Origin of the sequence: Desulfitobacterium sp. THU1 (assembly GCF_038181555.1) — a bacterium.
Classification (GTDB): Bacteria; Bacillota; Desulfitobacteriia; order Desulfitobacteriales; family Desulfitobacteriaceae; genus Desulfitobacterium.
Window position 1 is genome coordinate 1 of the sequence record NZ_JBBWUA010000006.1, and the last position, 14,570, is coordinate 14,570.

Below are 14,570 nucleotides of genomic sequence, written 5' to 3' on the forward strand. Positions count from 1 at the left end.
CCTGAACTCCCCGACTATTGTCGTTTGTAATTAAACTTGATCCTGTGTCAGTACCCGGCTATAACTAGTGTAGCTGGGTTTTATTATATTTTGCCATAGGCCTCAAGTAGTTTCCATGCACCCTTTTATTAAGCGCTTACGGACAACGGTCTAAAGGGCATTTAAAATTAGCAGTGTAGGGTAGAATAATTAAATAGAATAATCCTGAAGGATTTAATAGATGAAGGTGGGGTACTATGAGGAACTTTAAAATGACGATATCCTATGATGGGTCTAGATACAAAGGGTGGCAAAAACAAAAAGATACGGATTTAACAGTTCAAGGCAAGCTTGAAGCTGTCTTATCTAAAATGTCGGGTGAAGATGTTTTAGTTGTGGGCTGTGATAGAATGGACCCAGGAGTGCATGCTGAAAACTACATTGCAAATTTCCATACAAAGTCCTCCTTTAATAATGATGCGATACTTTACTATTTATATGAGTTTTTGCCCGAAGATATCGTCGTAAAATCTATCGAGCTCGTAGATGATAGATTTCATGCAAGATATAACGTTAAATCAGAGACCTATGTATATAGAATTAATACAGGTAAATACAGAAATGTGTTTGAACGAAAATATTCATATCACATTACAGAGCCACTCGATCTGGTTGAAATGCGAAATGCCTCACAGAGTTTAATAGGGACCCATGACTTTCTTAGTTTTACCAACATGAGATCAGGTAATAAGTCGACTGTTCGTACAATCCATTCTGTTAATATCTTTGAAAATACCAATTATTTAGAAATAGAAGTAATTGGTGACGGTTTTCTATGGAACATGGCAAGGATTATCGTAGGAACTCTTTTAGAAATAGGTAGAGGTAAACTCGACTCAACAGAGGTTGAGAAGATGCTGCAGGAGAAGAAACGTTGGGAAGCTGGTCCTATAGCCCAAGCAAAAGGTCTATTTTTAAGAGAGGTTCAGTACTAGAACAAGATACCAGGGACTCTAAATATACACAGACAGCGAGACTCTTGGGAAATTATCATAGGCAAATGGGGCGCGTGAAATAAGGACTTCACACGCCCCATTTGTGTAGAAAAAGATGCATTTTAATCTTCGGTATGGACGTACAGGGATTGTGGCTATGCCGTATTTCTTAACCTTTGAGCGGACCCTTCATCGAAATGTCTTTGCCTTACTCAGAAAACCCAAAGGATGGGATAAAGTGGAGCGGAAAGGATTTGCATCTACAGGGACAACTCTAGAAGGATAGATGCAAGTGTAGATTCAGTGCACATGGCTATGGTGAATATCCGGAGTGTGGTTATGTACGTGACTAAGGAGCTCATGAGAGTGCACATGGCTGTGCTCTTGATGGGTAGGTTCGTTATGGGTGTGATTATGGTGATGGTCAGTATGGCAATGTCGATGTTCGTGGACCAAGGCAGGGTGTGTATGCGTATGCTGATGTTTTTCATAGGTGGCAAAATAAGCGCCGGCGATCATAATCAGTAGAGCGATTAGGAAAGAAACAGTCGGGGGTACCCTGAAAATCACAAAAGATAGACCTACCCCAATAAAGGGGGCGATTGCATAATAAGTACTGGTTCTGGCCGCACCAAGCTCCCTCTGAGCTGAAACATAGAAGAAAATGCTGAGCCCATAGGCGAAGAAGCCTAGGAAAAGGGCAAACAGGATATAGGCTACACTCAGGTTATTTAGCGATTCTTTCAGAAGAAAAGTCAGCAATAAAGCCCCAAAGCCTGACCCAAATCCCTTAACGATAACAACATCCATGGGGTCCTTGATGGAGAGCATGCGGGTGCAATTATTTTCAAAGCCCCAGCAAAGGCAGGAAAGTAATACAAATATTGAGCCCAAAGAGAAGGTGAAGCTGCTTAAAGTCTCCACGGATAGAATAATACTGGCAAGGGTAATCAGGACGATTGCACTCCATAAGCGTCGACCGATAGATTCTTTAAAAAGCAGTAATGCGATTAAAGATGTCGCCACGATTTCAAAATTGCCCAAGAGGGCAGCATTGGCTGAGGAACTCATGGTTAAGCCGATCATTAAAAATACTGGAGCAGCAATATCCAGAGCAATCACGGCTAAGACAAAGGGTAGGTCATTCCTGTCCATCTTAGCTTCCCGGTGTTTTTGACCGCGAAGGCGTTTGATTAAACTAATCACAGCCATTCCTAAACCTGCACCCAAGTAGAGTAGGGCTGCCATCAAGGTTGGCGGAATCTTTACAAGCAATATTTTTGAGATGGGAGCGCTGATGCCAAAGAGTATCGCGGCAAAGATCGCTGCCATAATAGCGGAGTGTTTCTTGTTGTTCAACGGTGTGCATCTCCTTAGAGTAATTTGCGGGTGGTCCAAATGAGGGATAACTGGAATATATCATGGCAAAGTACGGAATACAATTATTGATACTTTCATTGTAATACATTGCCTAGCTGATTCTGACAAATAATTTCTCTTTATTGCCTTAAGCTATTATAATAAAGAGTAATAAAAATAAATATACATAAACTATTTAATCATGAGTTAAGGAGGTGCGAGTGATGAGTGTCTTCATTCAGTCAACATTGCAAAGTTTTAGAGGTGCAATCAAAGCCTTCCAAAGGTTCCCGGCTTCGATAGCTAGTGCCCTAGGTTTTGCCATCGTAACCATGATTAGAATTCAGCTCGATTGGCCTGCGCAAGAACCCTATAATTTCTTGTTTAACTGTCTACATTGGTCTTTTGCTCTGGGTGGAGTCTTTAGTCTAGCAGTGATTACCGGAGCATATAACCGCTATAATCATAAAAAAGCCTTCCTTACAGCTAATCTGCTTGGAGTAGCTGCAGTTGTAGTGACATTTTTGGTGCTTTACTTCTTTGGCGGAACCTACCCTGACTTGGTAAAATCAAACTTTGCTACCATCTCCACTCTGGCTGAAGCCCGTGTTGGTGTAGCTATCCTGATTAGTCTTATTGCTTTTATCTACCTAGCCGGATACCCAAAGGATCAGTCGGACTTCGCGCGTTCCTTTTTCATGACTCTTAAGGCTTATTTTATTGCCATGATCTATGGGCTGGTCATTATGGCTGGAACATCAGGTGTTGCCGGTGCCATTGAGGCTTTGCTATATGAGGGGATGAGCGAGAAAGTTTATATGTACCTCGGGACTTTATCCGGGTTTATAGCTTTTACGATTTTTGTCGGTTATTTTCCGGACTTTCGACGGGGTGAAAGGGATCCTCACCGCGAGGTGGCTCAGAAGCAGCCACGCTTTATCCAAGTTCTTTTCGAATACATCCTCATTCCGATTGTGCTGGCCTTGACTATTGTCCTGCTGCTTTGGGCGGGTAGAACGATCTTAAGTGGTATGCAGGCTTCCTTCCTGAGACTTTATGGGATTGCCACAGCTTATACCATCGGCGGAATCTTGCTTCATATGATTGTCACCCACTCAGAATCAGGGTTAGCAAGATTTTATCGCCGGGTTTATCCGCTGGCCGCTCTTGTGATTCTTGCCTTTGAGGCATGGGCCTTCGTGATTCAACTGCAGAAATCAGGTCTTAAAACTACCGAATATTTCTTTATTGTCATTTGGATTATTGCTTTGATCTCGGCAATTCTCCTGCTCTTAAGAAAGAACGACGCTCATCCGGCGATTGCACTGCTAACCTGTGTCATGGCTGTTTTGGCCGTCCTCCCCGTGGTGGGTTACCAAGCCTTGCCGGTTTCTGCTCAAGTCAACCGTGTTGAGAAGCTACTGATCAACCAGGGTATGCTGGAGAATGATCAGTTGATCCCAGCAGCTACTCCACCTGATCTGGCGGTACGAGAGTCGATTACTGATGCCGTGACTTACCTTGCCTACGCAGAGAATGCGAAGCTTCCGACTTGGTTTGATAAACGCTTGGCTGAAAGCGGCACCTTCAAGAACAAGCTGGGCTTCGAGCAAGTTTGGCCCAAATATGAGGATCCTTTCGGGAATAATACACAGTCCTTGGTAACTATTCTCGAGCTAAGTCCCGAGGCCATCGACATCAGTGACTATCGCTGGGCTCTAAACCTACAGGGCTACGCCTACATGAAAGAACAATCATCAGCTACCCTAAACGGTACTCAAGGAACCTATCGTATTAATTGGACAATGGATCCGAAAACGAATATGCCGACCTTACGAATTGAGCTCAATGATCAGGTGATTCTCGAGCAAAATATGGATGATTACGTAAAGCGGATTTCAGCGTCATACCCACCTAATGATGGACGCCCCACTCAGGTCGGACTCGAAGATATGAGCTTGCAGCTTGATACTCCGGAAGTGACCGTGCTACTCGTATTCAATCGTATCGAGATGAATCTAGACCCCAAAGCCGATCGGATTTTTTATGGATTTGATTTGAGCTCGCTTTATATGAACGAGAAATAGACCAGAATGGATTTGCCTCCACGGAAATGCCACTAAGAGATAGGGAAAATCATAGGTAGCGGAAAGAATAGAGGACTAAGAGTATAAAATGGAAAAGAGCAAGTAGACTACCCTTTTCAGAGGGAGCCTCTTGCTCTTTCCAATGTGATACTTATAGAAGCATCTATTTACTTCAGACTACATCAGAGCCTCTTGATCATAAAACTGGTGATAAAAGTATCAATTCTCGCCTTTAAAACTTGTATGAGTCTAAACGATATAGGAATAATAGAAACAGACAAGGGAGGTATGAGAATGTTAAATGTAAGGACTATTAAAAGGACGCTAGATTTGGGTTTATTACTCATTCGTCTAGCATTTGGAATATCTATTGCTATTCATGGTTGTCAAAAGCTTTTCGGTTGGTTCGGAGGCCATGGGATTAAGGGTACTAGCCAATTCTTTGAATCGATTGGTTTTAAACCTGCATTGCCCTTTGTTGTTATGGCAGGTTTAGGTGAGCTTTTGGGTGGGCTCCTCTTTGCAGCGGGTGTGTTTATGCCTTTAGCATCGCTCCTGATCATTGGAACCATGATTGTGGCGATTGTGAGAGTTACCTTTAAAAATGGCTATGATATTACAAAAGGTGGTTACGAATACAGCTTAGCTATTATTGCTGCTGCGTTGGGAATCTTCTTGACTGGACCTGGAGAGTATGTTCTCTATAAAAGGCCAAGAAAATGGAGAGAACTCTGGAATAATATCATTTAGATAGCAAATATCCTAGGAATCACAGACAAAAGACGGATGGCAAGGCGAATGGCGATAACTCACAAAAAGTTGTTGTCACTCGTCTTTTTGTTAAGTAGTGATCATTAACATCTGTCTTAAATTACTTATAAATTTAGTATAATTATAAAATAGCCTTGACTTTAAGATGTTAAATAGTATATATTAATCTTGAAATCAAGATATAAAAACAAGGATGCGATAAGCTATGAATAGTTTGAATCTGAACTTGGTAATCGCAATGGCAAGAAGCTATAATAAGCTGTTTTCGCTTATTGAAAAAAACGTGCAAGAATACGGCTTCAATATCAGTGAATTCGGCGTCCTCGAATTCTTATGGCACAATGGGGAGCAACCGGTACAAAAGATCGCCGAGAAGATCTTAGTCACAAGTGGTACCATCACTTATATTATTGATAAGCTGCAGAAAACCGGTCTGGTGGAACGGAAGAAATGTGAGAAGGATAGGAGAGTTTATTATGTTGGTCTAACCCCGAAAGGTGAAGAAGTAATTGAGGAATTATTTCCGAAGCACCAGCAATTTATTGACAACCTATTAGCAGGTATAGATAAAGATATGAAAAAGAACTTATTGAAAAGTTTACTTGAACTAAGAGCATCAATTTAGATGCGTTACTTAAATGCTTTGCTTTAAGGAAATCTAAACACTTATGAGGACAGGAGAAATCGAGTTATGTTAAGAAAAATTGAAAATCAGAATATGGGCAAGAGCGATCTGGGGTGGTTGAAGAGCAAATTTCATTTTTCCTTTGCTGAATACTATAATCCCGACAATATGAACTTTGGGGTTTTGCGGGTGGTCAATGATGATTTGGTTAAGGCTAAAACAGGCTTTGACACACATCCTCATAGGGATATGGAGATTATCTCATATGTAGTAGAGGGTTCGTTAACTCATGGGGACAGTATGGGCAATAAAAACACCCTCACGAGGGGACATGTTCAGTATATGAGTGCAGGAACAGGGGTTTACCATAGCGAGCATAACTTAGGAGATTCGCTGCTAAGATTCCTGCAGATCTGGGTGATTCCTGATAAAAAGGGGCACACCCCTAATTATGGAGATTTCAAATTTGATTGGGATGATCGAAAAAACAAGTGGCTTCACATTGCTTCCGACAAAAAAGGTGATGCTATAATCAAAATAAATCAAGATGTAAACATTTATGTTTTGGAGCTAGAGGCCGGGAAAGAGATAGATTTTCCGGTGGGCAAGGGCAGGCAGGCTTATATGGTTCAAATCGAAGGAGCTGCCCTCGTTAGTAATATCCCATTAGAGAAACGAGATGCTCTAGAAATCACTGAAGAAGTCATCAAATTGAAAGCTTCCGAGAAATCCCACTACATCCTTATCGAGATGAGGAAGTCAGAGTAAAACTGAAAATTTGAGACCACCAATAATTGTTGCCACTTATCCAAACCTTTCAGTTCGCAGATTGATTTTAACCTATTTTGAAATTTTTTAGGAGGGAAACATATATGTCCTTCACAATCAAATCAAAAAATGATGTTTTCAAATTTGCCCTACCACTTCATGATTATCTGAGTCAGCATGGGAAATACGAAGAGGCCGAGGCTCTGGCCAGCTTAGTAGATTCCTGTTACCCACAGAATGCCCAAGCTTTGGAAGCCCACGGCAAAGCCTTTAAGCAAATCCGTGAGACAATTACGGACTTGCCTCCAGAATATCAGCATGCGTTAGATGATGCGTTGAGTGTTCTTTCCGGTGAAAAGTAAGGCCTTAAATTATTGATAATAAGGATGAGGGCTAATGTGATTTTGCACTTGGAGGAATATTAATAATCTGGCCTACCCGTAGAATATTGGGATCGGTGATGAGGGGATTAACCCTTAATATACTCTCGACAGTTACGTTATAGCGAACAGAGACAATGAATAAAGTATCGCCGGGCCGGATGACATATGTGATGGTTTCAGAGCGTGGCTGACATTCCGCAGCTAAAGCGGCCCAGGTTGCTGGATCGGCTACACCTGTGCGTTCCAGCTCCTTTTGACTAAACTGAAAGGCATTAAGAGCACTTTGAGTTCTAGGTCCAAAAATCCCATCGATAGGACCTGGATTATAACGGGCAAAGCTTAGAAGGTACTGCAGTCTGGTCACACTAGAGCCGCGATCTCCCTGTCGTAATAAGGGGCAAAAAGATGTTTGGCTAGGAATGTTGATGACTTGCCCAGGAAAAATCAAATTCGGGTTAGTGATTTGTGTATTTAGAGCAAGGATAGCATTCACAGTGGTATTAAATCGCTGAGCAATGAGATACAGAGTGTCACCAGCTTGAACGATGTATGTCATGAACAGCCCTCCTAAGTCTTGTTTGGATCATTATATTCATGAGTACTTCATTGGCGATTGCACTCCTAGGGCTGGAGAATTATATTTGTTAATAACTGAGCTAAGTGTGCGCGAATGACCTTAGCAGAGAAGCACAAAAGAGCAAGTAGACTACCCTTTCCAGAGGGGGCTACTTGCTCTCTTAATGTGGCTGCTCCGGAGGGAACTTCAGAAAGAGTTCTACTTCTTAACAGCCCTCGTAGCGTAAAACGTTGGCACATTAAATTCTCGGAGTTTCCCTTGACCGTTGGTATCTTCATAGATATCCGTAAGCACCAAGCCAGCCTTAAGCTGTCCACCGATTTGTTCTTCGATCGTATGTGAAAATTGAATACCCCAGTCATTTTCGATAGACTTCTCATATAATTGAGGATCCTTTAAAGGATTAAATGGCAATTTTGTTGTAATGGTTGATTCATCATCATCAAAAAGGTAATTAAAGCCGTTATCAAATCCTGCTAACAAGATTCCTCCCTTTTTCAAAACGCGATAACATTCCTGCCAAACGGGCAGAATATCTTCGATGTAGCAGTTTGAGACTGGATGAAAAATCAAGTCAAAGGATTCATCGGCAAAGGGTAAAGGATTCGTAATATCACCTTGCACAATCTCTATAGCATAGTTTTCCCTTGCAGCGACCTCTTTTTCGCTTTGCAATTGCTTTACGGAATAATCTATGACAGTACATTCAGCTCCCAATGCGGAGAAGATGGGCATTTGTTGACCGCCACCGGAAGCTAACCCCAAGATTTTAGCATGTTTCATTGCACAGAACCATTCTTTAGGAACAGGCTTTGTCGGTGTTAACACGACATCCCAATCATTATTTTTGGCTTTGTTATAGATTTCATGGCTTATGGGTTTTCCCCATTCCCAACCTTCCTCAACCCATTTATCAAAGAACTTGGAATTTATTTCAGTATATTTGCTATTCATGACAAACCTCTTTCTTGATTTCATTACCTCGTCATTGTATTATTAAACTCCATATTCATATTTCCTGCAGAGATACAAGGATTTTTTATTAAGGAAATGGTACAATAAATCTATTATTAATTTAGTAGCAATGCGCTTTTTAAAGCGTTGTTCTAGGGAGAGATGAATTTGCCAGGAGATAAAGGAAAGGTTGTTGATTTTCAGCAATACAAAGAAAAACGGGAAATTCGTGGGATTGATGAAGCTATTTCTGCTGCAGAAGAAAACAGAGAAGAAAGTGATTTTCGGGCGAATTTGCAGTTATCCCAAAAAGATGCTGAAATGATTATCTATTGTCTGCGTTTAGGACGTGAGTACTTCAAGCTTGAAATTGAGACCATTGCCGACGAGGACGATCAGCCACAGAGTGATCTTGAAAAAGTGAACCAACTGCTAGATAGGATTCAGTATGAAGCGCTTAAGCTTCACACTGATGAAGAATATATCTTTAGTATAAGTCTTTTAGAGCTAATATTTATCATCGATTGTGTGGAAATGACAAGAAATGCGGCCAGTAAGGGTATCAATGTGTTTCAAGTAGAGCCTGACGAAAGGGAGAATTACATAAGATGGTTGGACGGAACCTTTGTTTACTTGCTGGATGTTTATGAGAAGTGGAGGCTCTTTCGGGTTTAGATATCTACCATTCCTGTGGTTTCGAAGTGACTTTAATCTAGGGATTACTATGAATTGAAGAAGAGTATTTTATGAAAGTAATGATTATGCTTAAGGAGTCTATCCATGGCCTTCATTATATTTGACTTAGAATTTAATCAGGACATTTCTACCCTGCAGAATTTTGACAGGGAACGGGTCCGCTATCCCTTTGAAATCATTCAGATCGGGGCCATTAAGTTAGATACGGAATTGAACACCCAAGGTAAGTTTAATCATTATATAAAGCCAACCTTCTATGCTAGAATGAATCCATTGGTTAGCGAATTGACTGGCATAACCATAGAACAGCTCTTAGCAGGAGAACCATTTCCTGAGATATATCAGGCCTACACAACCTTTATTGATGAAACTGATTCGATATTATGTACATGGGGTATGTCGGATATAACAGAGCTCTTCAGAAATGTTGAGTACCATGGGTTAGATCAAACGCGTTTACCGAGAAGAGTGATCGACCTCCAGTTCTATGTTTCCGAGCAATTTAACCGCCCTAGGAAAAACCGTTTGCGACTTCAACATGCCGTAGAACTCTTGAATATTCCTATAACCCATCCGTTTCACAATGCACTTAATGATGCATACTACACGGCTGAGGTATTTAAAAAAGTATATAAGGCATCGATGCAACCAAAGCTCTACGATCCATCCCAGAAGACGATTCGGCCAAGAGTAGCAAAACGGGTCATCGACTTCGATCAACTGCTCCGGCAATTTGAAAAAATGTATACTCGAAAAATGACCGAAGAGGAACAAGAAATGATCAAGCTTGCTTACAAAATGGGAAGGACGAATCAGTTTACGAAAGAAGTAACTGTGTCAACACCTTAAATAGCGCTATATAACGAAGATAGGCTTATCCCCAACGGAGAAAGCCTACTTGTGTTTGCTCATTCTATATTAAAATGAATTTTATTTTTTGCAATCGATTTAGTGATTACAATCACACTCTAGCGACAGATTTTAAAGTACAATAAGTTGTGCAATAAATATTGAGCACTATAAACATAAATGTGTGTAAAAACATAATAGATATCCCAAATAGATATGCCAACGTAGGGTATTGCGTTTAGCGGATAAGGGTGGTTAGTGTGAGTGTAAAAAAGCATAAAGGAATTGATTTTAAGTTCCTGAAAAAGGACAGAGCGCCTATAGAGCGAAGAGCAGTACAGCTACTTTTTGTATTGGTTATCCTGTATATTGGTATTCAATTCATGGGCTTTGTTAACTCCTATACCGATCCAAATGCTACAGTATTAATCTCACGGCCGGCAGGGGTAGAGGCCTTTCTTCCGATCAGTGCCTTAGTTGCCCTGAAATCTTGGCTGGTTACCGGGATATTTGATACAGTCCATCCTGCGGGACTTGTTATCTTATTATTAGCTATGGCTCTTTCGTTAGTATTCAAGCGGAGCTTCTGCTCATGGGTCTGTCCCATCGGTACATTATCCGAGGGATTAGCTGTCGTCGGTAGAAAGCTCTTCGGCAAGAACTTTGTTATGCCACGGTGGCTTGACTACCCTATGCGTTCCATTAAGTATATTTTGCTTAGCTTTTTTATCGTCTTTATCCTCATCTTTATGGATGGAGCGAACGCCTACGGTTTTCTGCAAACTCCTTATAATATGATTGCAGATGTAAAAATGCTGGACTTCTTTAAGAATATGACAGGAGTCGGAATCACTGTTATTGTAGTACTCATTTTGTTATCGGTGCTATTCCAGAACTTCTGGTGTAGGTACCTTTGCCCTTACGGAGCACTGATGAGCCTTCTCAGCATCCTTAGCCCTTGGAAGATTCGTCGAAATGCGGACACCTGCATCTCCTGCCAAAAATGTACGGCAGTCTGCCCTAATCAACTCAAAGTGGCTGAAGCTAAAAATGTTTGGTCACCGGAATGTTCGGGATGTCTGAACTGTGTCAAGAGCTGTCCAGTCAAAGGAACCTTAGAATTTAGTTCGCCCGCCACTCATGGAAAAAGATTTATCTTCGATCCTAAAAGAGCGGCTATTGCAATTATTTTAATATGGTTTATGGTTGTCGGGTTGGCAAAGCTTACGGGGCATTGGGAAACTAGTATCCCACCGGAGATGTACAAGATTCTAATTCCACAAGCGAGTCAGTTTAACCATTAAACGCCGACAATAAATGCTAAGCAATTGATGCTAATCATTAAACGCAAATCAGATGGAAATATGGGTTTATGGCACGATGAAAGTAGCGAATCCGGAAATGCGTACATCAAAATATACAAGAATAAGGAGAGGATTTAAGGCGAATAATAATTCGCTAAATCCTCTCCTATACTTTAGGGGGGGAGTCTTTTAGATCATCGAAGATGGAATGGTTCTGACAATCTATCCCTTGCCTTTGAGCGCTTCGTCTAAAGACAAACCATGTCCGTCTCGAGAATCCAAACTGGGGGCTTTATCAGGTTTATGGTTTTGAGAAGGCTTTGTATCAGGATTTGCTGGTCGGTTTGGAAATTTCTTTTCTACCATATGCGCTACCATCCTTTCTTCTCCTTATTTTACCCGTTGATAGAATAATCATGAGTTTCTTAAATAGTATCAATTAGAAAAGCTGATTTTCAAGTCACTTGAACTTTCCTTGACTAAAGGTAATAATAGAGGTAGACAAATAATAAAAGTAGCAACGTACAGCTAGTTATCGCTATACGTTGCTAGTAATTACTCACCTCTGTGAAAGTGGTTACAAAAACAATATCTTAATATCATACTGATTGAAGGGAGCTAACTATGGATATTAATCATGCTATCAAACAGGTTATTCTTCACCACAGAAAGGCGGTTCAGAAAGTTGCCTGGGAGTTTATGGCTGATGTGGATACCTTATACGCTCTGAGGTCTTTATCAGTGAAGATTGAAGACGAGAGCTTCCATGTCTTAGGCGATTCCGATAAATACGTTATTATGGTCAGAAAGTCGTCAACAGATAACGATGTTCTCATGTTTGGCAAAGTAGATAAACATGATTTAGAGAAAACGGTAGAGCGCGATAAAAAAAGAATAGGGCTAGCTATTCTTGCCATAAGACACATCGATGATGAGCAATATATGGATGACTTGTTATTGAAGAGAAAAGAGGAGCTTCTTGACCAATTGATTCTGTGTTTTGAGGATGAAACGTTTAGCTTAGCTGATGGAACCAGCTTTACCCTTCGCGAACTTAAAAGTAACATTGCCTAGTTGCAAATATCCCCATGATTAAAGCATTAAAAAAGGAAGTGCCGCCGAACTACCGTATCACGGTTGTTCGGCGGCACTTCTTTATGCAAGGACACTACGGCAGCATTAGAATTTGAAGATGATCACGAATAGGAGCAATAGTGAAAGTCCCAGTCCTAAGGAATAGCCAATTAACTTTTTCTCAATTGGCAGTAAGTCATACCACTCATCTTCATAGGCTTTCTTCTTGTGCTGAGCAACAGGTTGTTCGGTTTTAATTGACATTTGTATTCCCCCTTACTCAATTATTATACTGTTGGAGGTGTAATTCCATGGTAGAACAGCCAGGAGATGAACAGGCCGACCCAAAGGATAAAACCAAAGAGTGCAATACCATAGACAGCGACGATACGTCCCATACCTTCATCCCAGAGCTTACGCACATTGGTGACTAAGCCGATCGAGAAGAAGCACATTCCAAAGAAGAATGTCCGTAAGGCATTGGCCTCACTAACCCCAGGCTTCAGTTTAGAAACGTCGTCAGGACTAACTACACCAACAAGGAAGAGAATAACAAAGGTTAAGACAAAGCCGATGATGAATTTCGGGAAGCGATTCCAGATCTCGGCGGGATTAACTTTGCCCCTTTCGCCAGTTTGGGCGACTGCGGAATTTTTATCAATCGGGAATACCGACCAAATTACCGCAAGAATGAAGGCCCACACACCAATAAAGATGTCGATAAAGACTTTGGTCGTGGTAGCGACCATCAAGATCCAGCCTTCTTCCCAGTTTACGCCGAGCTCACTCAGAGCACGACCGCGGATTAAGGAATCGGTAATGGCACCAGCTGCGATGGCACCGCCATCACTTTTAACTGCCAGACCCATCCAAGCACCAGCCACCATGGGATCTTTGAATAGCAGGGCTTGCGCTAACCAAGGTAATAATAGGAGCTCAACTGCAACGAAAACGATAATAACAGCAGAAAGGATAATCGGAATAACAGGACGGGCACGAATAGCACTACCGGTGGCGATGGCAGCAGAAACACCGCAGATGGAAATACCGGAGGCTAGGGGAGCTGCCCATTCTGGAGTAAACTTGAAGAATTTACGAGCAATTAAATAAACGACTGGCCAGTAGATTAAGTAGGCTTCAACAACTGCGCAGATACCCCGGATAATAACTGTGGTAGCGAGACCGAAAGCATCCAAGGATTTAAGCGCAATAGATCCACCAAGTACAACGATACCAATCTTAATAAACAACTCTGGTTTCGCTGCTTCTTTTAGATAATCAGCGAATTTCAGGAAGAAGTTTCCGATGATAAGGCCGATAACCATGGCGATGATGTAACCCATCTCGCCTAAGCCCAGTGACCAAGCAATACCATAATTTGCTGTCTTATCCGGTGTAGCACCGATGTAAGCAATATTGCCGATCATCAGACACAATGTGGTCATCCAAAATATGAAGGTAAAACCAACAAAGAACTTTTTCATATTGGCGCCGATGAATTTTGACGCGACACCGATAAGGACTAAGATGAAGACGTAAGTTGCTAGTAATGAAGCAAAACCACTAATTCCGACGCCTTTGGTCACTGGAGCAAAGGCTTTTGCCGGATCGATCCAGACACTTGATTTTGTTACCCAACCGAGTATGTCCATGCCGAAAAATGGTCCTAAGCCTAAAGCGAAAATCAATAACCCTAGCCAGGCCGCCCACCAGTCTTCATTTTGAAGAGCTCTCTTTTTTGCATATGTGTTTACTGTGGACATTTTTGCACCTCCCTGAGATTGTGATAATTAATTTGGAAATTCAAATATAGACTTAATGATTAGGTCTTAAAAGAACTTCTTACGTTACTCACGTTCGTAGGGTAAATACGATGGTTTTCTAATCAATAGGTATTGAAATAGAACTTAACCATTAATGCGCAGCCACACCTCCCAATTAGTGATGGTTTGTGAATGTGAACAGAAGCGGAAAGCAGATTGAGACTCACCTCCTTTTCGACAAAAGATGAGAAAAAACGCACATTCACTAACTAAGTTCATTATAGAACTTTTCTGACAATATGTGAAATATAGTTTTAATATGAAGGCCATTTAAAAAACTTATGGGAGAATTTTGATGTATCTACGCTAATGATCACAATTACTAA

Annotated in this window: 17 protein-coding genes; 11 read left to right on the plus strand and 6 right to left on the minus strand. The window is 41.3% G+C overall.

Translation table 11 applies throughout. From position 1 onward, the window contains the following. The first annotated feature begins 236 nt into the window (after positions 1 to 236). Entirely contained in the window at positions 237 to 974 is a 738-nt protein-coding gene (gene truA / locus AAC978_RS07130; RefSeq protein ID WP_341547350.1) for a tRNA pseudouridine(38-40) synthase TruA, read from the plus strand. A gap of 115 nt (positions 975 to 1,089) precedes the next feature. Beyond that, positions 1,090 to 1,260, plus strand: coding sequence for a hypothetical protein (locus AAC978_RS07135; RefSeq protein WP_341547351.1), 171 nt, complete (start codon positions 1,090 to 1,092; stop codon positions 1,258 to 1,260). 14 nt (positions 1,261 to 1,274) lie between these two features. On the opposite strand, the gene AAC978_RS07140 is transcribed toward AAC978_RS07135, so the two are convergent. Next, a complete protein-coding gene (locus AAC978_RS07140) occupies positions 1,275 to 2,333 on the minus strand; it encodes a DMT family transporter (RefSeq protein ID WP_341547352.1) in 1,059 nt (352 codons plus the stop codon). Positions 2,334 to 2,557: 224 nt separating this feature from the next. Here AAC978_RS07140 and AAC978_RS07145 point away from each other — a divergent pair, with 224 nt between their 5' ends. The 5 genes from AAC978_RS07145 (at position 2,558) to AAC978_RS07165 (ending at position 6,946) form a co-directional block, all read left to right on the plus strand. Next, positions 2,558 to 4,420 carry a DUF4153 domain-containing protein gene (locus AAC978_RS07145; protein WP_341547353.1) on the plus strand — a complete coding sequence of 621 codons (1,863 nt, stop codon included), beginning with the start codon at positions 2,558 to 2,560 and terminating at the stop codon, positions 4,418 to 4,420. Positions 4,421 to 4,714: 294 nt separating this feature from the next. Further along, the gene (locus AAC978_RS07150; protein WP_341547354.1) at positions 4,715 to 5,170 is read left to right on the plus strand and encodes a DoxX family protein; all 456 of its coding nucleotides are present in this window, start codon (positions 4,715 to 4,717) and stop codon (positions 5,168 to 5,170) included. A gap of 226 nt (positions 5,171 to 5,396) precedes the next feature. Next, the gene (locus tag AAC978_RS07155; protein WP_341547355.1) at positions 5,397 to 5,816 is read left to right on the plus strand and encodes a MarR family winged helix-turn-helix transcriptional regulator; all 420 of its coding nucleotides are present in this window, start codon (positions 5,397 to 5,399) and stop codon (positions 5,814 to 5,816) included. Positions 5,817 to 5,882: 66 nt separating this feature from the next. Next, entirely contained in the window at positions 5,883 to 6,584 is a 702-nt protein-coding gene (locus AAC978_RS07160; protein ID WP_341547356.1) for a pirin family protein, read from the plus strand. Between the two features lie 104 nt (positions 6,585 to 6,688). After that, positions 6,689 to 6,946 carry an adenylate cyclase gene (locus AAC978_RS07165; RefSeq protein WP_341547357.1) on the plus strand — a complete coding sequence of 86 codons (258 nt, stop codon included), beginning with the start codon at positions 6,689 to 6,691 and terminating at the stop codon, positions 6,944 to 6,946. A 31-nt stretch (positions 6,947 to 6,977) separates the two neighbouring features. On the opposite strand, the gene AAC978_RS07170 is transcribed toward AAC978_RS07165, so the two are convergent. Next, positions 6,978 to 7,523: a LysM peptidoglycan-binding domain-containing protein gene (locus AAC978_RS07170; protein ID WP_341547358.1), complete on the minus strand. Its 546-nt coding sequence runs from the start codon at positions 7,521 to 7,523 to the stop codon at positions 6,978 to 6,980. Between the two features lie 219 nt (positions 7,524 to 7,742). Further along, the gene (locus tag AAC978_RS07175; protein WP_341547359.1) at positions 7,743 to 8,498 is read right to left on the minus strand and encodes a class I SAM-dependent methyltransferase; all 756 of its coding nucleotides are present in this window, start codon (positions 8,496 to 8,498) and stop codon (positions 7,743 to 7,745) included. Between the two features lie 162 nt (positions 8,499 to 8,660). On the opposite strand from AAC978_RS07175, the gene AAC978_RS07180 reads away from it, so the two are divergent. The 3 genes from AAC978_RS07180 to AAC978_RS07190 all read left to right on the plus strand — a co-directional run bounded on the left by AAC978_RS07180 (position 8,661) and on the right by AAC978_RS07190 (position 11,347). Then, positions 8,661 to 9,173, plus strand: a complete 513-nt coding sequence (locus AAC978_RS07180; RefSeq protein ID WP_445900289.1) for a hypothetical protein — start codon at positions 8,661 to 8,663, stop codon at positions 9,171 to 9,173. A 105-nt stretch (positions 9,174 to 9,278) separates the two neighbouring features. Next, positions 9,279 to 10,043, plus strand: a complete 765-nt coding sequence (locus AAC978_RS07185; RefSeq protein ID WP_341547361.1) for a 3'-5' exonuclease — start codon at positions 9,279 to 9,281, stop codon at positions 10,041 to 10,043. 260 nt (positions 10,044 to 10,303) lie between these two features. Continuing rightward, positions 10,304 to 11,347, plus strand: a complete 1,044-nt coding sequence (locus AAC978_RS07190) for a 4Fe-4S binding protein (protein ID WP_341547362.1) — start codon at positions 10,304 to 10,306, stop codon at positions 11,345 to 11,347. A 222-nt stretch (positions 11,348 to 11,569) separates the two neighbouring features. Here the strand turns inward: AAC978_RS07190 and AAC978_RS07195 are convergent, their stop codons facing one another. Continuing rightward, the gene (locus AAC978_RS07195) at positions 11,570 to 11,725 is read right to left on the minus strand and encodes a hypothetical protein (RefSeq protein ID WP_341547477.1); all 156 of its coding nucleotides are present in this window, start codon (positions 11,723 to 11,725) and stop codon (positions 11,570 to 11,572) included. Between the two features lie 246 nt (positions 11,726 to 11,971). Here AAC978_RS07195 and AAC978_RS07200 point away from each other — a divergent pair, with 246 nt between their 5' ends. Further along, positions 11,972 to 12,421, plus strand: coding sequence for a hypothetical protein (locus tag AAC978_RS07200; protein WP_341547363.1), 450 nt, complete (start codon positions 11,972 to 11,974; stop codon positions 12,419 to 12,421). Positions 12,422 to 12,526: 105 nt separating this feature from the next. On the opposite strand, the gene AAC978_RS07205 is transcribed toward AAC978_RS07200, so the two are convergent. Both AAC978_RS07205 and AAC978_RS07210 read right to left on the minus strand, forming a co-directional pair. Beyond that, positions 12,527 to 12,685, minus strand: a complete 159-nt coding sequence (locus AAC978_RS07205) for a hypothetical protein (protein ID WP_341547364.1) — start codon at positions 12,683 to 12,685, stop codon at positions 12,527 to 12,529. 23 nt (positions 12,686 to 12,708) lie between these two features. Continuing rightward, positions 12,709 to 14,184, minus strand: coding sequence for a putative sulfate exporter family transporter (locus tag AAC978_RS07210; protein ID WP_341547365.1), 1,476 nt, complete (start codon positions 14,182 to 14,184; stop codon positions 12,709 to 12,711). Positions 14,185 to 14,570: the final 386 nt, after the last annotated feature.